This is a genomic window from Pedobacter sp. Leaf194, assembly GCF_001423945.1.
GTDB lineage: Bacteria > Bacteroidota > Bacteroidia > Sphingobacteriales > Sphingobacteriaceae > Pedobacter.
On sequence record NZ_LMPU01000009.1, the window covers coordinates 78,734 to 99,311 of the forward strand.

The following is a 20,578-nucleotide window of genomic DNA, read 5'->3' on the forward strand; positions in this document are numbered from 1 at the left end:
AAAAATAAACTAAGAATTTTGAAATCTGAAGATTTAATAAGCCATATCATTATCGATGAATATTCTGCTACGCCAAAATACAAGCAGCTGGTAAACACGATTTTGTACGCTATTGAAACCGGAAAGATTGAAAACGGAGGCATGCTTCCCTCTATAAACGAATTAAGTTTCGTATTGGAAATTTCCAGGGATACTGCAGAAAAGGGTTACCGGCGCTTGAGAAAATTAGGGGTTATCGAATCCATACCTGGTAAAGGCTATTTTGTAATTAGTACTGATTTTTCCAGGAAGCTTAAAATCTGCCTCTTGTTTAACAAACTTAGTACACACAAAAAAATTATTTACGATGCTTTTACGAAGGCAATTGGCGAACAAGCAGCGATAGATCTTTATGTTTATAATAATGATTTTTCGCTTTTCAAAAATTTACTCCAGGCCAAAAAAGATGGTTACACGCACTATGTAATCATTCCGCATTTTAACGAAGGCGATGAAAAAGCAGCCGATTTAATTAACGAAATTCCAAGAGAGCAGCTTGTAATTCTGGACAAACTGCTGCCCGGCCTTACCGGCCAATACTCAGCTGTTTATGAGAACTTCTCGCAAGACATTTACAACGCACTTGAACAGGCTTTAAAGCCGCTTTCTAAATACAACACCCTTAAAATTATTTTCCCGAAGAACAGCTACTTTCCAAAAGAAATTTTAGATGGTTTCAACAAATTTTGCCAGCAATATGCTTTCAATAATAAGGTTGTAGATAATATACTTGTTGAAGAAATAAGCAAAGGCGAGGTTTACATCAGTTTAATGGAAGATGATTTAGTAACATTAATTGAACGTTTACTGGCACAGGGAATAGTTGTTGGGAAAGACGTGGGTGTGATTTCTTATAATGAAACGCCATTAAAGCGAATCATTTTAAATGGCATTACCACAATATCGACCGATTTTGCAATGCTTGGCACAGAAACTGCAAATTGTATTTTGAATAATATCCGCGAAAAAATTCATGTTCCTTTCTATTTGAATCTACGCAAATCGTTATAAATTTCCCGAAATCCGCAAATCGAGTCCAATAAACAACATCTAAATCGAAATTTCAGAGCTGGGATTTAACCTTGCTGTAAGTTGAACTATAAAATGTTGAAATTTATAACCGTCGAAAACACGATAAAATTTTTAATTGTAAATAAATAAACGTTAATTAGACATTTATTTATTGTTATGAGCACAGCAAACTATGTAATCGGCGTGGATTACGGGACAGATTCTGTCCGTTCCGTTTTGGTTGATACCGAGAACGGAAAAGAAATCTCCTCTTCTGTTTTCCTTTATCCAAGATGGCAAAAAAGCCTTTATTGCAAACCATCCCTCAATCAATTCAGACAGCATCCTTTAGATTATATCGAAGGATTAACCCATACAATTAAAGAATGTATTGCAAAAGCAGGTGGCGAATCTGTTACCTCGTTTGTAAAAGGAATCTCCATCGATACAACGGGTTCTAGTCCGGTTGCAGTTGATGCAAGCGGCACACCTTTGGCATTAAAACCAGAATTTGCGGAAAACCCAAATGCAATGTTCGTGCTTTGGAAAGACCACACCTCTGTAAAAGAAGCCGCCGAAATTAACAGTCACGCTACAAAATTTCCAGTTAACTATTTAAAATATTTGGGCGGGATATATTCGTCGGAATGGTTCTGGGCTAAACTGCTGCACATTTTACGGGTTGATACACAGGTTAGAAAAGATACTGTTTCGTGGGTTGAGCATTGCGATTGGATTCCTTTTTTGTTGAGTGGAAAAAACGATGTAAAAGAAATGAAACGCAGCCGTTGCGCTGCCGGCCATAAAGCACTTTGGGCCGAAGAATTTGATGGTCTGCCTCCTGAAGAATTTTTTGCAAGTCTGGATCCCCTGTTGAAGGGTTACCGGGAAAAACTTTTTAAAGATACCTACACCTCTGATGTTTCTGCCGGAAATTTGAGTGCCGAATGGGCCGGAAAGTTAGGTTTAAGTACTGATGTTGTAATTGGCGTTGGCGCATTCGATGCACATATGGGCGCCGTTGGCGGACAAATTGAACCCTATTACCTGAGTAAAGTAATGGGTACAAGTACCTGCGACATCCTCGTGGCGCCAAATAAAGATATGGAGGGCAAACTAGTAAGCGGAATCTGCGGACAGGTTAACGGTTCAGTTATTCCAGGTATGGCTGGTTTAGAAGCCGGACAATCTGCGTTTGGAGACGTTTATGCCTGGTTTAAAAATTTAATAAGCTGGCCGATTAATAATTTGTTGTCAGAATCAACTTTAATTGATGCTGAAACGGCACAGGCTTTAAAAGAAGAACTCGAGCACAAAATTATAGCAAATTTAAGTAAGCAAGCTGCCGAATTACCTGTAGATGATTATCCTGAACTAGCCTTGGATTGGTTGAACGGCAGAAGAACACCAGATGCAAACCAGGAATTAAAAGGTGCAATAACCGGCCTGAGTTTGGGTACAGATGCACCAAGATTTTTCAGGGCCTTAGCTGCAGCAACCTGTTTCGGCGCAAAAAGTATTGTAGATAGATTTAAAGAACAAGGCGTACCGGTTAAAGGAATTATTGGTATTGGTGGTGTGGCTAAAAAGTCGGCATATATTATGCAAATGATGGCTGATGTTTTGGAAATGCCGATTCGTATACACCGCTTCGAACATACATGTGCGTTAGGCGCAGCAATGTTCGCAGCAGTTGCGGCCGGTATCTATCCTGATATTGAAAGTGCGATGCATGCAATGGGAACCGGATTTGAGAAGGAATACCAGCCGGAAACTAAAAACAGAAAGATCTACCGTCAGCATTATCAGCAATATTTAGGCTTGGGTAGATACATCGAAAAGTACAATAAAAAAGACGTTAAACCATACATATCATGAGCAACTATCAAGATATAAAGGAGCAGGCTTACGTGGCAAACATGCAATTACCGAAGCTTGGCCTGGTTCTTTTTACCTTCGGAAATGTTAGCGCTGCCGATAGAGAAAAAGGTGTTTTTGCGATAAAACCAAGTGGCGTACCCTACGAAAATCTGTCGCCGGAAAAAATGGTTATTGTTGATTTTGAAGGCAATACCGTTGAAGGTGATTTGCGCCCATCTTCTGACACAAAAACGCATGCTGTTCTGTACAAACATTGGGAAGATATTGGGGGCATTGTACACACACATTCTACTTACGGTACCGCCTGGGCGCAGGCGCAAAGGGCAATTCCAATTTTTGGAACCACACATGGCGACCATTTAACGGTAGACATTCCATGCGCCCCGCCGATGGATGATGCAATGATTAAAGGAAATTATGAGTATGAAACAGGTTTCCAGATTATGAATCATTTTGAAAGTTTGGGTTTAAGCCACAAAGAAGTAGAAATGATTTTGGTTGGCAACCACGCCCCTTTTACCTGGGGAAAAACCGCCGAAAAAGCCGTTTACAACAGCGCAGTTTTAGAAGCAGTTGCCCAAATGGCAATATTAACCGAACAAATTAATGCCAACGCACCGAGACTAAAAGACTCGCTGATAAAAAGACATTACGAGCGTAAACATGGTGCCGATGCCTATTACGGCCAAAAATAGTATGCAGGCCTTAGGTTAATTAAACCTGATTGAAGTGTGCATGAAGGCTAATTTTTCATTAGCCAAATAAAACGAAAAGCAGGACTTTCGTAACCGATGGAAACCTGAAACTGCTTTTCAAATAAATAAAAATTAAAGTTAATTTCTAACCACAATAAAATGATTGATTTAAAAAAACTAGAGGTTTGGTTCATCACAGGAACGCAGGATTTGTACGGAGAAGAAACCTTAAAACAAGTGGCAATCCACGCCGAAAAAGTAGCAAAATCGCTAAATGACAATTCAAAAATATCCGTTTCAGTTGTTTTTAAGCCGATTGTTAAAAATACAGATGAAATTTTTGAAACCCTACAAAGCGCTAACACAAGCGAAAACTGTATTGGTATTGTAACATGGATGCATACTTTCTCGCCTGCTAAAATGTGGATTAGAGGTTTAAATGTTTTGCAAAAACCGTTATTGCATTTACACACACAATTTAACCGTGATATTCCATGGGATTCGATTGACATGGATTTTATGAACTTAAACCAAAGCGCACATGGCGACAGAGAATTTGGTTTTATGGTTACCAGGATGCGTAAAGACAGAAAAGTGGTTGTTGGCCACTGGGAGGATGAAGAAGTTGCGACCCAAATTGATACCTGGTGCCGTGCTGCTGCAGGCTGGCACGACTGGCAAGGCGCTAAATTTGTTCGTTTTGGCGATAATATGCGTTATGTTGCGGTAACTGATGGTGATAAAGTGGAAGCGGAAATGAAATTCGGTTTCTCGGTTAATACCTATGGAATAGGAGATTTAGTAGCAGTTATCAATGCTGTTGATGAAAATGCAATCCAGAATTTATTGAAGGAATATGAAGAAACCTATCAAATTGCTGATGATTTAAAAGCCGGCGGTGCCAGACATGCTTCGGTTTATGAGGCTGCAAAAATTGAATTAGGTTTAAGAAAATTTTTGGAAGATGGCAACTTCAAAGGTTTCTCAGACACGTTTGAAGACTTGCACGGCATGATTCAGCTACCTGGAATTGCGGCGCAACGGTTAATGGCCGATGGTTACTGTTTCGCTGGGGAAGGTGACTGGAAAACTGCGGCTTTAGTGCGGGCATGCAAAGTTATGGGTTCGGGATTAGCTGGCGGAAATGCCTTCATGGAAGATTATACCTATCATTTCGACCCGGCAAATGCTATGGTTTTAGGCTCACACATGCTTGAGGTTGACGCTTCACTTGCGAGTGGCAAAGCGAGTTTAGAAGTTCATCCATTAGGTATTGGTGGCAAAGAAGACCCTGCACGGTTAGTGTTTAATGTTGCCGGCGGCGATGCCTTAAATGCATCTTTAATTGATATGGGAAATCGTTTTCGCTTATTGGTTAATGAAGTTAAAGCAGTTGAGGCTGAACACGATTTACCACATTTACCTGTTGCAAGAGTACTTTGGAAACCTTTACCAGACATGAAAACAGGATGTGCAGCATGGATTTACGCAGGTGGCGCCCACCATACTGCCTACAGCCAAAATTTAACAACTGAACACCTTGCGGATTTTGCAAATATTGCCGGTATCGAGTATATTAACATCGGCGCTGAAACTAAAATAAACCAGTTCAGAAACGAGCTTCAGTGGAACGAAATGTTTTACAAATAAAAACCAAATAAAACCAAATTATGAACAGATTTTCGACGGTCGATTACACCGTTTTTATCTTCTACTTTATTCTGATTTCCGCATACGGGTATTGGATTTACAGCAGCAAGAAAAATAAAGCTACATCAGGAAGTCACGACTTCTTTCTTGCCGAGGGTTCTCTAACCTGGTGGGCAATTGGCGCCTCGCTTATTGCATCAAACATTTCTGCTGAACAGTTTATCGGTATGAGTGGTCAGGGTTTTCAGGTTGGTATGGCCGTTGCCGCATATGAGTGGGTAGCTGCTATTGCGCTGATTATTGTAGCAGTCTGGTTTATTCCGGTTTACCTCAAAAACAAAATCTTTACCATGCCTCAGTTTTTACAAACGAGGTACAATGAAACGGTAAGTTTAATAATGGCCATATTCTGGTTGTTTTTATACATTTTTGTCAACCTGACTTCAATTTTATACCTGGGTTCAATCGCCATTAGCAGTATGATAGACCCGATGTACTTCAAATACATCGTTATCGGGTTGGCAGCCTTTTCATTAATCATTACCCTTGGCGGCATGAAAGTAATCGGTTTTACTGATGTTATTCAGGTTATTGTACTTATAGCCGGCGGTTTGGTTACCACTTACATAGCGCTAACCATGGTGAGTGACCATTTTGGCCTTGGAAAAGATGCAATTGCCGGTTTCAAAATGTTGATGAAAGATTCGCCAGACCATTTTAAAATGATTTTGGCAAAGCCTGATGCGAATTCATCTCAGGAATATGTTAATAAGTACCTTGCTTTACCGGGCATTGCAATGTACTTTGCCGGCCAATGGATTGTGAACTTAAATTATTGGGGATGCAACCAGTACATTACACAAAGAGCGCTGGGTGCCGATTTAAAAACCGCAAGAACAGGAATATTATTTGCAGGATTTTTAAAATTAGGTATGCCGATAATTGTAATGTTGCCTGGAATTGCAGCTTATGTTTTGCATAGAAACGGTGCTTTGCAGCACGAGATGGCTCCAAACGGAAAAGTTATTGCAGACAATGCATACTCTGCCGTTTTAACTTTTTTACCTAACGGATTAAAAGGCTTATCGCTAGCCGCTTTAACGGCAGCCATTGTAGCGTCTTTAGCTGGTAAGGCAAATAGTATTTCGACCATATGGACTTTGGATATTTATAAAAAATACATCAACAAAGATGCAAATGAGAAGAAATTAGTTGTTGTTGGAAGATTAAGTATCGTAGTTGCAATCGTAATGTCGGTGGTTTTAACTTGGGATGATTTATTAGGAATTGGAGGCGAAGGTGGTTTCACTTTTATACAGAAATACACCGGCTTTATTAGTCCGGGGGTTTTTGCCATGTTCCTTTTAGGTATGTTTTGGAAACGCACCACAGGCACTGCAGCAATTGCAGGCTTGGTAACCGGGTTTTTGCTTTCAGTGGTTTTTAATAATTACGCCCCAACCTGGTTCGGACATGAAAATTTCTTATACACTGCTTACCTCAACAAAGATGGTGTTTATGAAATTCCATTCTTGATTTGCATGGGATTATCCTTTTTATTTACCATGATAGTGATGGTTGGATTAAGCTTGTTAGGGCCGAAAGTAAACCCTAAAGCATTCGAATTAGATAAATCGATGTTTAAAGTTGCGCCATCTACACTGGTACTTATTGTAGTAACCTTGCTTTTAATTACCCTTATTTACGTAAAATTCTGGTAAATAACTTATCATAAAACAAAAGGGCAATTATCTGGAGTGATAATTGCCCTTTTTTGTAATATGTGAAATCGAAAAATTTCTTAAAGCGCTTAAAGCCGTTGCCGCTATTCGTTGTCCATTGTTACCATCGCTTTAATAACGCCATTTTTCGGGTCTAACCAGCTTTGAAACTCATCTTTAACCGCATCAAACTTTACCTTATGGGTAATGTAGTTTGTTGGATTTACCAAACCTGCTTTCATCGATTTAATTACGTGGGAAAAGTCCTCAATTGTCGCGTTTCTGCTGCTCATCAAAGTAGATTCTCTTTTATGAAATTCGGGATGATTAAAGATTAGATCTCCCTTTTGCAAGCCGATTAAAACGAACCTGGCCCCATGAGCCATATAATTAATGGCATTATTAATTGCTTTCTGATTTCCTGTGGCGTCAATCACAACTGTCGGCATATCGCCATTGGTAATGTCGCTCAATTGTTGAACAACATCAGTATCGAGTGCATTTACTACATGCGAAACTTTCAACCTGTCCTTACAAAAAGCCAGTCGGTCTGCATTAATATCTAAGGCAATAACATTTGCGCCCGCAATCCTGGCGAATTCCATGGTACCTAAACCAATTGGCCCGGCGCCGATAACTAAAACGAATTCACCGGGCTGAACATCAGCTCTGCGCACACCATGTGCGCCAATTGCCAGAGGTTCTACAAGAGCCAATTCATCATAAGTCAATCCTGCTCCATGTAAAAGCGTTCTGGATGGAACCTGCAAATATTCACGCATGCCACCATCTACGTGTACGCCACAAACCTGCATTTTAACGCAGCAATTTGGTTTGTTCATGCGGCAGGCAATACATTCTCCACAATTAAAATAAGGAATAAAAGTGACTGCCTCTCCTATCGCAAAACCTTCAGCGCCATCTGCTTCGATCAGTTCGCCTGATAATTCGTGACCTAAAACACGTGGATAATTGAAAAAGGGTTGCGTACCCTCGAAGGCATGCAAATCGGTGCCACAGATGCCAATTCTTTTAATTTTTATGATTGAATGGTCCTTTTTTAATTCGGGCTTTTCTGTTTCCGAATATTCGAAAGTACCTGGTGTTGTGCAAGTAAGGGTTTTCATCAGGTATTGAGTGAATTTGAATGATTAATTTTTGAATGAGAGAGTTTTGAAAGAGTGAATGGTGGTGTTCAATTTAAAAAAATTAGCTCCATCATTCACTCACTTTAGAATATGCTGATATTTTCTAGGCGTTTGCTAAAGCCCGGTCCAAATGCACGTAACCACCATCAACGTGTATAATTTGCCCCGTGGTATGGCTTGACTTGCCAGACATCAAAAAGGCCGTCATGTTAGCAATTTCTTCCGCGGTTGTCATTCTGTTTTCTAAGGGGATTTTCGCCGTAATCTCGTCAAGCTTGGCTTGTGCATCAGGTAAAGTTTCAATCCAGGTTTCATAAGCCGGCGTCCAGCACTCGGCAACCACCACGGCATTTACACGAATTCCGTATTTCAGCAATTCAACCGCCCATTCACGTGTTAAGGCATTTCGCCCGCCATTTGCGGCAGCATAAGCGGATGTGTTGCCCTGCCCGGTTTCTGCTGTTTTTGAGGTTATGTTAACGATTGCGCCTTTGCTTTTAATCAGTTCGGGCAAAGCATGATGAGCCATTAAATAATAATGAACTACGTTTTTATGAAGGGAGGCCATGAAATCTTCATAATTCCCGCTCTCTAAGCCTACACCATCATTAACACCCGCGTTATTTACCAGCCCATTAATCCGGCCAAATTTTGCAACAATTTCAGCTACAACTTTCTCGCAATCCGCAGGGTTTGAAAGCTCGGCTACAAACTGGGCAGCTTTCCCACCGTTTTGCTCAATTGCTGCAACCACTTTTTCGTTATCTTCTGCCTTTCTGCCAACTATAACCGCAACTGCATGCTCCCTTGCAAAAACTTCTGCAATGCTTCTGCCTATACCTTTGGCTGCGCCGGTGATGATGATTACCTTCTCTTTTAACTGTAAGTCCATATTTTCTTATTTATAAAATATTGAAACCAAATTGTGAATATTATTTCTGTTCACAATTATCTTCGATTTCAATCATTCTTTCCTTCAATCATTTTATTAATGATGTCTGCTCTTCTTGATAGTGGCAGTACATTCAAATATACCAATTTTCCATTTTTTAAAGTGCCTTCAATCATGGTTTTATAAGGTGCAAAAAGCTTAAAATGAACATCCCAATCTTTGGGCCAGGCCGGAAACAGATAAATCTTTTTCCCATCCGTTTGCATCAGCATTTCCTGCAACCCAATCATACCCGACCCGCCCCAATTATGGTCAGGTGCCCAGTCGAAACCAGGGCCCCAAAATGCAGGAAATCTTCTGCCGGAATCTTTTAGTTTAGCAGTGGTTAACTTCGCAGCCTCTTCTGTTAAGCCTAACCTTGCCGCAAAAATATTATCCTGTTTCCAGCCAATGTAACTTCGGAATTTCAAAGCGTCTGTATCATATCTGAACGTATTTATTGCCGTTTCCAAATCAGGTTTTCCGATTCCGAAAATCCCCCAAGGGTAAACCGGGTACAATTGCGGAGTTTCGGTATTGTTGATACGCTCAAACAGTTTTGCTGGTGCAATTGTGGCGTGGCCATTAAACGTTCTGAAACTGATGGGTGGAATGGTTTTAAGCATTTCGCCCCAATCTGCTTGTTGTTTTGCCGATAGTCCGGGATGTGCAACCAGCCGGTCCAAAACAGTTTTTAAGGCCGCGATGGTAGATGTCGAATTGTAGGCCATTTTGTAGGTTTCGGCTCCGGAACCCGGGTAAAGAACCAAATGACCATCAGCGTTTAAAGCCTTGGCGCCACGTTCTTTGGCCAGATAAGTATAATGCTCTTTGAAAAAAGTCAACGCACTCTCAATCATCGGTAAATATCTTTCGATGTTTGCATCGTCATAACGTTCTGTTTCGAAAATCATCATACAAAATTCCAGTACGGTATCCCATTGGTATTCTAACCAGGCATTGTATTCCATACCCTTATCAAAACCAACAGGGCGTTTCCAGCCATACTCGGCAGGATTTGGCAGCCCAAAATTTTCAAGTTGTTCTGTAAAACTTGCTCCTTTGTGCCCCCAGGCTTCTTCTGTCCGAATTTCTGCATTCTTCAACAGATTTAAATAGAAATCAAACTGAGGTTTCATCAGCTCAAAATCGCCACTTTTAAGCATTGGCCAATACACCAGTCGTTGGTTTTGCGCCGTGTGTGTTCCGCCACCCCAGTTTCTGAAATCAGGTGTATATTTTAAGGTTGAATCGGTCAGCTCAGGATCGAACGTAAACAGGCCGCCATTAAATTTGGTTGGATATTTACCAAATGCATTGCAACCTAACATGTACCGAAATAAATAATAATTTTTAGAAGATTGGTTGGCAGCCGAATCTTTCGAAGTGATATAAATAAAACTTTTCGACCAATAGTTATTCCACCATTTAATGCTTGGCTTTTGGTCGGCTTTAACTGCTACTGCATTTAAGCTTTGTGCCCATTCCTGAATTGATGTTGTTTTTGAAGTACTTAGTTTAACCGTTATGTGGGCTGACTTGCTTGGTTTCCTGCTTCTCAATACCCAGGCCTTAAAGGGCGTACTAAGATATTTCCCTGCATAATTACCAGCCGCAATCATGTTTTCGCCTTGCATGAGGCCACCAAAAATCAAATCTTTTAGTGGGTTGTATAATTCTGATTTCCTGTTTTCCAAACCTTGCTGCTTTACTGCCACGTCGAAAACTGTTTCGCTTTTGTTTTGATGGTAGAACTGCACCGCGTCACTATCAAATGCTATTTCATCCTTTGAAGTTTTCACAACACCTTGCGGAGCCCATTTATAGGAGTTTTGATTATTTTCCTTTCCTTTGGTAACCTTATCTTCAAAGCGCCAGCTTTCATAAATTGCTTCGGTAATAACGGGCCGATTCGATTTCACATCTACGTAAATCACCGGTTTAAAAACATCAACCCAAACTTTTATTTGTCCGTTTAAATTGCCATTGGTAGCAGAAATCGTGGCGTAGCCATCTTTTACAATTAATTCCTGTTTGAAGTTTTTTCCTTCAAACGGGTTCGGACTGAATTTGAGTTTAACCCGGCCAAGCTTAAGCAGCGTATTATTTTCATCAAACGTTCCACTTCGAGCCAAATACAAATAAACCTCTCCTTTTTCTACCCAAAGGTTTAACCCAACATCGCCCCCACCTACTGGCATCGACTCTGCTGAATTTTTACTTTGAGAAGTCCAGACCAGGCTTTCCTGGGCTTGTGAACTTGAAAACAACGACAAAAATCCAACAACAAGTGTTCCATGGCGTGCAACTTTACGCATGCTCAAAAAAAGCCACAATATTTTTGCGGATACACGATGAGGATTTAAGTTTCCAGCCAACGTTAATTTTGGGTATGATATCTTTCCCGTCAAAATCATGCTCATTTTAATAATCCCAATCATCTGTTCTAAATGAAGAAACAGGCAATCCATCATTACCAAACAAATCTCCAGTTACAAAATCTCTAAATGCGTAGCGTACTGCAACAGGATTTTTCACTTGCGCAGCCGTAACGGTTACACTACTGCCTGTTACTACTGCTTTCGCAGGATAAAATTTCTTGTCTGCTCCGGCCATTTCAAAAAGCGTTAAATCTTTACCAAAGGCAGTTAAACCATTCGGCACATTCTGAAACTTAATTACAGCTTTATCTTTATCAATCATTAGCGACTCGTAAGTCGGACTAAACGCACCAAAACCCTTTAAACCATAGGTTTGAGCTAAAGCCATGTACGCTAATCTTTCTCCACCCTGTTTTTTATTGGCCGGATGGATTGATTTTTCTTCGCCAATATCCATTAAAACTGCCATCCCAGAATTGGGGATTTTTGCAAGCGACTTTCGTTGTGCATCTCTCAAAAAAGCGGAATTATACTTTTCACCTGCCTGCTTGGGCGGCAACTGCGCATAATTGTAAGGTGCAATCTGTGCATAGTAAAAAGGAAATTCTCCCGTTTCCCAGTTTTTACGCCAGGAAGAAACCATTGCCGGAAATAAATTTTCGTACTGGCCTGGCCGCTCGTAGTTAGATTCGCCCTGATACCAGATAACACCTTTTATCCCGTAACCAATAACAGGGTACAGCATTCCGTTGTAAAGGGTTGTGGGCGTTCTGCTTACTTCTTTGATGGTGTCGCCCTTTAAAGGTAGCTTAACATCAGGAAATGCCTTCAATTCTTCTAGCGACATCCAGGCTTCGATGGTAGAACCACCATAACTATCGTTTATTAAACCTATCGGAACATTTAACATTTCATTCAGTAATGAACCGAAAAAATATGCAGTTGCGCTGAAATTGGAAACTGTTTCTGGATTTGCCAATTTCCATGGTGATGGCTTGCTGTCCTCCTGCCGTTCTGTTACTGAAGAACGAGGCACCGTGTAAAGCCTGATATTTTTATTTCCTGATTTCAAAATCCTTTCATTAGATCCGATAACGGGCTGACTTTTAAATCCTTTCATCGGCATCTCCATGTTCGATTGCCCGCTACAAAACCAGACCTCGCCAATCAAAATATCTGTTAAAACCAGCTTTTCGCCGTCGCTAAATTCGATTTGATAAGGTCCGCCCGCTATTGGCGTGGCAACTTTTACTTTCCACTTTCCATCATTATCGGCCGTAACCGAATAGTTTTCATTATTCCACGAAGTATTTATTTTTACTTTGGTTAAGGCTTTGGCCCAACCCCAAATGGCCACCTTGCTTTGTTGTTGTAAAACCATATGGTCGGTAAAAATAGATGCCGGTTTAACCATTGCCGACGTGATGATGCTAAAAGTAAGGTTTAAAAGTATCGTGATTTTTAGTTTCATATTGCTCTAATTTAACAGCTAAACTGTTTTGCTTTCCACTATTCGACTAAAAGTTGCACTTTGTAATTCCGTATGGTTTACCTAAACATTACCTGCTTACGGGCAACCAAACCGACATTTCCGAGTGTCCCCGGTTTCCCCATGCAAAATAGGGAACCAATCTTATCTCTGTTTCTGTATTTTTAACGTCAATTGGTCGATACAATACACTTTTCCAACTATTTGGCTCTACAATTTTGGCATTGCCCACAAGGCTCATCATTTCAGCACCGCTGATGTTTACCGGCTTCGCCACAAATTCTGTATTTGCAGGCACAAAGGCATTGAAGATATTTTTGCCAGGTAAATCGGTAGATTCCAGGCAATAAACAATCGGTCCGCGTTTTACTGCAACCTGATTCCGGTTTTCTTCAACCAAAGGATTTGCCTCTATTAAAGTCGGCTCCATGGGAAGGTTTAATTCCACCACATCGCCCTTTTTCCAAATCCGGTTTATTTCTGCATAAGTACCCGAAACTAGTTTAAAATTTTCGGCTTTTCCATTAATGGTAAGTTTTGCATCATGTGTCCACGATGGAATTCTCAGAAATAAAGAATAATTTTTAGCGACCGTTTCTTTCAAGCTAATTTTAATTTTCCCATCCCATGGGTAGTTGGTTTCCTGAGATAAGGCCAGCTTTGTTCCGTCGGCTAAGCTGGTATTCAGATTATTGCCGCCATAAAGATTAAACCACAAGCCCCTATCCGAAACACTATAAGCATAGTCACTCACTTCGGCAATTGTTCTAACCACATTTGGCGGACAACAATTAGACAGGGCAATATACGGCACCCTATCTTTAGACCACCTTTGTTTAAAGGGTAAATCATCAGATTGAGCCAATGGATTTGTGTACAAGAAGTTTTTTCCATCTAAACTTATGCCCGATAACACGCTATTGTGCAGCGCCAGCTCCATTACATCTGCGTATTTTGCATCGCCTGTAATCTGCAGCATTCTCCAGTTCCAGAGCACGTTACCAATGTTTGCGCAGGTTTCATTATGTGCAGTAAAATTTGGCAACTGGTAGGCTCTGCCAAAAGCCTGATGAATTTTCTGCACATCGGCTGGATTATAAGATGTACCATCTGGCGAGGTTCCATCATACAACGAACCGCAGCCACCTGTAATGTACATCTTGTGCTGATTTACATCATCCCACATCAAATTTAAGGTTGCCAGTAATGAGTCTTTTCCAGTTTCGGCATATAAATCGGCCACACCGGCGTAAAGGTAATTTGCCCGTACCGCATGCCCCATGGCTTTGGTTTGTTTCAAAAACGGAATTCTATCCTGGTTATCATCCGTTCCATCCTCAATTTTACCCTTAATGGCGATTAAATGTTTAGCAAGTTCTAAATAGCGAGGATCTTTCGTGGTGCGATACATTTCTACAACACCCATGTAGTGCGATGGGCAAATTGCATTTCTGGCCAAAGTGGGTGATGCAGATTTATAAAAATTGTAAAGATAATCGGTCGCCTTTTTAGCGATGTTGAGCAAGGTCGTTTTCCCTGTAGCGCGATAATGGATGCAACCTGCCGTCATTAAATGGCCAATGTTATACGATTCGAAACTCAACCTATCCTGAAATTGATTTTTAGAACCCGTTCTACGCTGTTCAATCATGGCTTTAGTATAGATGTATCCATCTTCACGCTGCGATTTTCCAATTACGACTATCGCCTTATCCATCATTTCGTTGAGTTTAGGGTTTTTAGTCGATGCGTACAAACTTGCCATCGCCTCCAGCGTTTTATAGTAATCGCCATCATGGAAAGAAGGCCCCGAATGCGAGCCGGTATCTAAGCCCGCAGCAATTTCAAAGTTTTTAAAGGCGTGACTAATTTTAGGATCGTTGTAAATTGCCCACATATTCGGCACCATGGTTTCTGTGGCAACCTTAAACCTATCGGCCCAAAAACCTTTAGTCCAGGTAACATCAGCCATATTTATGCTGTGCAACTTGGCGTAAGGCGAATTTGAATTGTAAACCAGGGCCTTATCTTGGGCATTTCCCTTTAAAAACGATAAAGCTAAAAGTATGATGAATACAAATTTGTTAATCATATTGCTTGTTATGTAATTTTCCCTGCCTTTGTTTAGTGCCGCCATTTGTCTTATTTCTCTTCTGTTTGAATCAGCACCGGCCCCAATAACCCCGCAGGATTTAATGGTTTTCCTTTCAGGCGAAAAGGTGCCGTCGTTTTAGTGAAGCGCTTGTTTTCGGGCAATTTACTATCGCCGATAAGGCGGTTTGCCCAGGTATTTGTAACTTCGATTTCAACTGTATTCTCCCCAACTTTAATTGCTTTGCTAATATCCAAACGATGTGGTGCAGTCCAAACCGTGCCGCATTCTACACCATTAATTTTCACTTTGGCGATGCTTGAGAAGGCACCCAGGTAGACCCAGATTTTTGCACCTGAGTTTCCAGCGAAGCTGAATTTTTTCGAATATACTGCAGTGCCCGAATAGTATTTTACGGAACTGTCGGCATGCTTTGTCCAGTCTGTTAGTTCGTTGAATATTACCGGGTTTACTGGTCCGGCAAAAGCAGTATCGAACTGCGCTTTCCATGATTTAGAAATATCCTGAATTGTTTTAAAACTCGACCAGTTTAGTCCTTGGTTTAATTCAGTTTGTTTTGTGGGCGCTTCAAAAATCACGAAAAGGGATTGATTTGGCGCTAACTTCAGGTTAAGCACTGTACTTTCTATATTCTTACCTGGCAAACCGGACGTGTTGGTAATTGCCCAGTTTTTAAGCGGAATTGTTTGGTTAAGTACTGCATCATATAAAACGGGTATTTTTCCACTCACCCGAAAAGCACATGTTAATTCCCGCTCTTTGTTTAACTGATTAGCTATAAAGTAAATTTCTTTTGTTGATGTTTGGCGATGGTTAAACGCTATGTTTTTGGCGTAGCTGTTGTCTTTTTCAGTAACTGATATGTCTTTTGGAAGATTTAACGATGAAAAGTCCTCATCAGCAAAAGGACCTTTTACAACATTTCCTAAGCCCAGTTTTTTCACAAAAACGGCATTAACATCATAGTATTGAGAAAATTTTCCACCCCAGATTTCATTTAACGTCTTATCAAATTCGGTTTTGGCTACCTGTTTTAAGCCGTTTTGATACAAAGGTTTATCCGAAACCAGAACCTTTGCGCCGGCTTTTATCAAATCAGCAATTTTTTTTACGGTTTCATAACTTATGTACTTGTAATTTGGGTTCATTTTCATCACCCCCGGGATAACCAGAAGTTTGTATTTCGCCCCGCTTTCGAAAACCACTTCGCCGTTTTTAACCGTCGCTGTTCGCAAAACATCTGGATTAAAGCTATCGTAGGCATAACCACGTAAAGGATTAACCCAATTTTCAGGGTCGGCCATGTTTGCAGAATGCGTTACGCCTGCGGGCAACTGCCTTAGTGGTTCACCAACATTTGCCAGGCGTTTCTTTTCTGCCTCTACTACGTCTGAGCCGAAAATACCCGGCAAAGTCTCGACTAATCTGTCTGGTAAAACCGAACGGCGTGGCAATTCCTCACCCGTAAAAACTGCAATATCAACAACCGGCTGTCCCGTTTGCAGTAAACTTTGCGTGCGCTCTGCGTAGTCTATCCATGCTTTTGCAGGCTTCCACCAGGTTTGGTCTCGCTGAAAATATAAGCCTACACCATCTAAAGTCATACCCGGTTTTCTATCCATCCAGGGGTTATGCGTAAAAACGTGGTAGCTCAGTTTGTTCACTCCGAGGGCGTAATTCCTATCCTGTAAGGTTTTCATGCTTGCCGGACTTTCATTCCAGTCCATACGCACTGTGGTAAAAGCCTCTGCCTGAACAATATTTTTGCCGTAGATATGAGCACCCGATATCGCATCTAACATATCGTTGGGCTTATCATGCGTTGGGCTATTCAGCCAAAATTCTCCCATTGGTACATCTACCGCCTTATAATGCATTAGGCCATCACTTAACATCGTTGGGGCAATGCTTTCTGCAGTAAAAGTTACACCCTGCTCCTTCGCTAATTTTGCTAAAGTGCTATAAAACTGATCTACAACCAGCTCAGAAATCGTTTTTCTAACATCATAAAGAAAGTTTTCAGATGTTGTGGTGTTTTCTACCGGCAAACCAGTCATTATTGGCAAATAAGGTGTTAAATCATAACCTCTTCGCTTTAAAAATGCTGCTTTAAAAAGTGGCGACCAATTTTGGCTACCGCATTCCCAGCTATCTACATGGAAAACACTTAGCACTTTCCCGGCAATATCGGCCCCGCCGTGTTTTATTGCTTCTCCATACCAACTATCAAATTGCAATTTAACAGCTGCCGGATTAAATTTATCGCACTCCAAACCCATTCCGCCGCCCGCAGTTGCATTAGTATGCCCTGTTGAGGTGTGGCCTATCCTCAAAATTGTCCATGCGCATTTTGGAGCCTTCCAGTTTAAGCTTCCATCGCTGTTTAATTTATCTGTTAAATTGATAATATTTTTTAATGGAACACAAATCCCTTCTGCAATTTCGGCGTCGGTAGCTCGCTTACTTATTCTCCAGACGGAGCCATTTTTTCCCTCAAACTGGTTAATCGAAGCAGCCGAACTTAGCTCAAGGTTAAGTAACTTTAAGGCAGGTTTCCACTTTGCAGCATCTAAATCTTCGGCGCCTGGTTCGGAACCTTTTTTATCATAAACAAACCTGAAAAACTTTGCTGTAACCGGCTTAATTGAATGGGTAACATCCTCATCGGTATCTTGCCAGCCGTGGCGTGGCGGTTCCAGTCTCCCCACCTGGCGAAAAACTTTTCCATCATCACTTATTTCTATTAACAAACGCTGCGCCTGATAATTGTTGCCACTAACTTTTACCTTTATTGTTCTGCAAGTAAAAGGCTTTTCAAATTCATATTGGATGTTGCAAGGCTCGTTTGAGCTGAAGTTTTTCTTATTTTCTGGCAGAATTAAGCCACCTGCATCAGCACCGTTACTTGCCGTAATTTTAGGGATGATTGTTCGTGTTGAGATGTTTTCGCCAACTGGCGATGGGTAGGCATAAACTGCGATATCTTTATAATAGTTTACATTATTTTCAGGTTTTGGCAGCATGATTTTTGTTGCCGAACCGTTTACCACAAGTTTTGACCACACCAGCTTTTGCATGGACAAATCGGGCGTAATCCATGGTCCGCCGGCTAAGGCAAAGCCATCGCTTACGTGCATGCCTAACTTCAAATCCAAACGTTTTGCTTCGCCCATGGCAAACTCCACAAGCTTCCACCACTCGGGCGTAAGCTGAACTGCTGGAGGATTGTAAACAGGCGTTTTATCCGGGCCCTGGATACTCATTAAATAAGCGCCTGCAATTCCGTTGGCCTTCATCGCCTCCAAATCGGCGGTAATGCCAGGCTTGGATACCGCTCCTTTTACCCAATACCAGAATACCCAGGGCCTGGCATTTTCATTTTGTTGCGCATTAAGCTTAAAGCAGATTGCAAAAAGCAGAAAAAACAAGAAGACTTTGCAATACTTTAATATCATTATTTTAGTCTTTGCGCATTTGAATGGACGCTTGGTAAATCTGAGGAGTAGTTTTTTTAGTGATTTCTGGAACTCTTACAAAAAGCTTTACATTTATTTATGAGCAATTTTGTAACCTTTAAGGCCAAAAAACAGAACGATTATGAAACATACCAGTGGAATGCTATAGCCGATTTGTATGTTATCGCCATACATATCGATTAAAGTTCCCATGCCAAATGGTAAAATTGCGCCACCGACAATCGACATTATTAGCCACGAAGAGCCCGGCTTTGTATCGTCTCCAATACCATCAATTCCCAACGCAAAAATAGTTGGAAACATAATCGACATAAAAAACCCGATTGCACCCAGGGCATATACAACGTAAGAACCTTGGCCTAAAATGGCGACTAAACACAAGATAATGGATATTATCGCGTAAATCGCAAGCAATTTATTTGATGATATAAACTGTAAGAGTGCTGTACCTGCAAAACGCCCTGCGGTAAACAAAAAGCCATAAACCACCAGGTATGATGCAGCTGTCTTTTCATCGAAACCGCCGCCTTGCTGTGCCATTCTGATGAAGAAACTTGTGACACAAACTTGTGCGCCCACGTAAAAAAACTGTGCTACAACCGCCCATCGTAAATGCTTATGGCGCAAAGCGCCAAAAAAGCTGCCCTTGGCTTCTCCATCAATGCTTTTTGTTTTTATTTCGGGCAGATGGATAAAGTAAAATATCACTGCGATTACCAGGAGCACAATTCCAAGTGTGATGTATGGCGTTTTAACCGATGCGGCTTCTTCGAGAAAGTAGTTATTTCTGTTAATTTCGGTCATTGCCGCCAATTCATCTTTAGTGTGCGACTTGCCAGAAAGGATAAACAGACCGCCAATAAGTGGCGCAACCATTGCAGCCAGGCCATTAAATGAGGCAGCTAAATTTAATCTGCTCGTTGCCTTTGCTGGGTCGCCGAGAACTGCTGCGTACGGATTTGCCGAAGTTTCGAGCATGGTTAAACCGCAGCCAATTATAAATAATGCAATTAAAAACGTGATATAAGATAAATTATTTGCCGCTGGAACGAATAAGAAAGCACCAAAAGCAAATGCCAGTAAACCGGAAATCATGGTTGCCTTGTAGCCCCATTTTTTTAAAATCATGCCGGCAGGTATTGCCATTAAAAAGTAGGCAAAGAAAACCGATGTATCAATCAAAGTCGATTGTCTGTTGTTCAAATTACATGCTTTTTTTAAATGCGGAATCAGTATTGAGTCAAGGTTGTGCGCCATACCCCACAGAAAAAATAAACTAACCACCAGGATGAATGGTAGTAAATATTTCTTTCCTGATGAGGGGTCGCCCTCGGTTACGATTTCTGGCTGTGTGTTGTGGTTCATTATATTTGGTTTTTAAGGTTAGTTTATTGGGTCAATCGTTAGTAGCTCATCTGTTCATTGGTTCATTTGTTCACTGGTTCACCGTTCATTTGTTCATTGGTCATTGGTTCATTTGTTCATTGGTTCACTGGTTTATTGGTGATGAGTAGTTGTTTAACAATTCTTAAATCACTGTCTTTCTCTTTACAACCAAGAGGTGATCGCAAACCAAAACTACTGCGCCGTTTTGGTTTATAATTTCCACATGCTCTGTTACAGTGCCGTATTCTGGTTTTTTGCCATCTGCTTTTTCAGAGATTGTTACTTCCGAATGGATGGTATCACCGATAAAAACAGGCTTAACAAAACGCAGTTTATCGTAGCCTTTACTCATTGCTTCCGGGTTAATTTCAGATGCCGTTAAGCCAATCCCAATGCTAAAAATCATTGTTCCATGAGCGATTCTTTGTTTAAAAGGCTGTGTTGCACACCACTCTGCATCCATGTGATGCGGAAAAAAATCACCGGTATGGCCGGCGTGTACCACAAAGTCTGTTTCAGTTATCGTGCGACCTAAAGTTACACGTTTATCCTGGAGCTGGTAATCTTCAAAAAATGTTGATTTAAAATACATTCTAATACTTTATTTTAATTTTTTTACCGCGATTGAAATCATGGATTATTCTGTCAAAAAACTGA

Annotated in this window: 13 protein-coding genes; 5 read left to right on the forward strand and 8 right to left on the reverse strand. The window is 40.9% G+C overall.

The window, feature by feature from the left end; translation table 11 throughout:
- Positions 1–18: 18 nt before the first annotated feature.
- The 5 genes from ASG14_RS10630 to ASG14_RS10650 all read left to right on the forward strand — a co-directional run bounded on the left by ASG14_RS10630 (position 19) and on the right by ASG14_RS10650 (position 6,997).
- Positions 19–1,050: a GntR family transcriptional regulator gene (locus ASG14_RS10630; protein WP_056871057.1), complete on the forward strand. Its 1,032-nt coding sequence runs from the start codon at positions 19–21 to the stop codon at positions 1,048–1,050.
- A gap of 177 nt (positions 1,051–1,227) precedes the next feature.
- Positions 1,228–2,928 carry a ribulokinase gene (locus ASG14_RS10635; protein ID WP_056871058.1) on the forward strand — a complete coding sequence of 567 codons (1,701 nt, stop codon included), beginning with the start codon at positions 1,228–1,230 and terminating at the stop codon, positions 2,926–2,928.
- Complete coding sequence (locus ASG14_RS10640; RefSeq protein WP_056871059.1) at positions 2,925–3,626, forward strand: L-ribulose-5-phosphate 4-epimerase; 702 nt, start codon at positions 2,925–2,927, stop codon at positions 3,624–3,626. Before ASG14_RS10635 ends, ASG14_RS10640 begins: the two co-directional genes overlap by 4 nt.
- A gap of 159 nt (positions 3,627–3,785) precedes the next feature.
- Positions 3,786–5,276: an L-arabinose isomerase gene (gene araA, locus ASG14_RS10645; RefSeq protein ID WP_056871060.1), complete on the forward strand. Its 1,491-nt coding sequence runs from the start codon at positions 3,786–3,788 to the stop codon at positions 5,274–5,276.
- A gap of 20 nt (positions 5,277–5,296) precedes the next feature.
- Positions 5,297–6,997 carry a sodium/solute symporter gene (locus tag ASG14_RS10650; protein ID WP_056871061.1) on the forward strand — a complete coding sequence of 567 codons (1,701 nt, stop codon included), beginning with the start codon at positions 5,297–5,299 and terminating at the stop codon, positions 6,995–6,997.
- 104 nt (positions 6,998–7,101) lie between these two features.
- Here ASG14_RS10650 and ASG14_RS10655 read toward each other — a convergent pair whose 3' ends face one another.
- From ASG14_RS10655 to ASG14_RS10690, 8 genes are all read right to left on the reverse strand, one after another.
- Positions 7,102–8,124, reverse strand: a complete 1,023-nt coding sequence (locus tag ASG14_RS10655) for a zinc-binding alcohol dehydrogenase family protein (RefSeq protein ID WP_056871062.1) — start codon at positions 8,122–8,124, stop codon at positions 7,102–7,104.
- Positions 8,125–8,248: 124 nt separating this feature from the next.
- Positions 8,249–9,037: an SDR family oxidoreductase gene (locus ASG14_RS10660; RefSeq protein WP_056871063.1), complete on the reverse strand. Its 789-nt coding sequence runs from the start codon at positions 9,035–9,037 to the stop codon at positions 8,249–8,251.
- Positions 9,038–9,105: 68 nt separating this feature from the next.
- Complete coding sequence (locus ASG14_RS10665) at positions 9,106–11,493, reverse strand: DUF5703 domain-containing protein (RefSeq protein WP_235528566.1); 2,388 nt, start codon at positions 11,491–11,493, stop codon at positions 9,106–9,108.
- 7 nt (positions 11,494–11,500) lie between these two features.
- The gene (locus tag ASG14_RS10670; protein ID WP_056871064.1) at positions 11,501–12,928 is read right to left on the reverse strand and encodes a sialate O-acetylesterase; all 1,428 of its coding nucleotides are present in this window, start codon (positions 12,926–12,928) and stop codon (positions 11,501–11,503) included.
- 88 nt (positions 12,929–13,016) lie between these two features.
- Positions 13,017–15,038, reverse strand: a complete 2,022-nt coding sequence (locus tag ASG14_RS10675) for a glycoside hydrolase family 127 protein (RefSeq protein ID WP_056871743.1) — start codon at positions 15,036–15,038, stop codon at positions 13,017–13,019.
- Between the two features lie 50 nt (positions 15,039–15,088).
- The gene (locus ASG14_RS10680; protein ID WP_056871065.1) at positions 15,089–18,514 is read right to left on the reverse strand and encodes a glycosyl hydrolase; all 3,426 of its coding nucleotides are present in this window, start codon (positions 18,512–18,514) and stop codon (positions 15,089–15,091) included.
- A gap of 93 nt (positions 18,515–18,607) precedes the next feature.
- Positions 18,608–19,900, reverse strand: coding sequence for an L-fucose:H+ symporter permease (gene fucP / locus ASG14_RS10685; RefSeq protein ID WP_056871066.1), 1,293 nt, complete (start codon positions 19,898–19,900; stop codon positions 18,608–18,610).
- A 163-nt stretch (positions 19,901–20,063) separates the two neighbouring features.
- Positions 20,064–20,513, reverse strand: a complete 450-nt coding sequence (locus ASG14_RS10690) for a MaoC/PaaZ C-terminal domain-containing protein (protein WP_056871067.1) — start codon at positions 20,511–20,513, stop codon at positions 20,064–20,066.
- Between the last annotated feature and the right edge of the window lie 65 nt (positions 20,514–20,578).

Excerpts from the sequence above, each read along its gene's own strand:
- ASG14_RS10665 (WP_235528566.1), bottom strand. The coding sequence starts at position 11,493 with ATGATTTTGACGGGAAAGATATCATACCCAAAATTAACGTTGGCTGGA.
- fucP (WP_056871066.1), bottom strand. The coding sequence starts at position 19,900 with ATGAACCACAACACACAGCCAGAAATCGTAACCGAGGGCGACCCCTCA.
- ASG14_RS10650 (WP_056871061.1), top strand. The coding sequence starts at position 5,297 with ATGAACAGATTTTCGACGGTCGATTACACCGTTTTTATCTTCTACTTT.
- araA (WP_056871060.1), top strand. The coding sequence starts at position 3,786 with ATGATTGATTTAAAAAAACTAGAGGTTTGGTTCATCACAGGAACGCAG.
- ASG14_RS10670 (WP_056871064.1), bottom strand. The coding sequence starts at position 12,928 with ATGAAACTAAAAATCACGATACTTTTAAACCTTACTTTTAGCATCATC.
- ASG14_RS10660 (WP_056871063.1), bottom strand. The coding sequence starts at position 9,037 with ATGGACTTACAGTTAAAAGAGAAGGTAATCATCATCACCGGCGCAGCC.
- ASG14_RS10680 (WP_056871065.1), bottom strand. The coding sequence starts at position 18,514 with ATGATATTAAAGTATTGCAAAGTCTTCTTGTTTTTTCTGCTTTTTGCA.
- ASG14_RS10690 (WP_056871067.1), bottom strand. The coding sequence starts at position 20,513 with ATGTATTTTAAATCAACATTTTTTGAAGATTACCAGCTCCAGGATAAA.
- ASG14_RS10635 (WP_056871058.1), top strand. The coding sequence starts at position 1,228 with ATGAGCACAGCAAACTATGTAATCGGCGTGGATTACGGGACAGATTCT.
- ASG14_RS10640 (WP_056871059.1), top strand. The coding sequence starts at position 2,925 with ATGAGCAACTATCAAGATATAAAGGAGCAGGCTTACGTGGCAAACATG.
- ASG14_RS10675 (WP_056871743.1), bottom strand. The coding sequence starts at position 15,038 with ATGATTAACAAATTTGTATTCATCATACTTTTAGCTTTATCGTTTTTA.
- ASG14_RS10655 (WP_056871062.1), bottom strand. The coding sequence starts at position 8,124 with ATGAAAACCCTTACTTGCACAACACCAGGTACTTTCGAATATTCGGAA.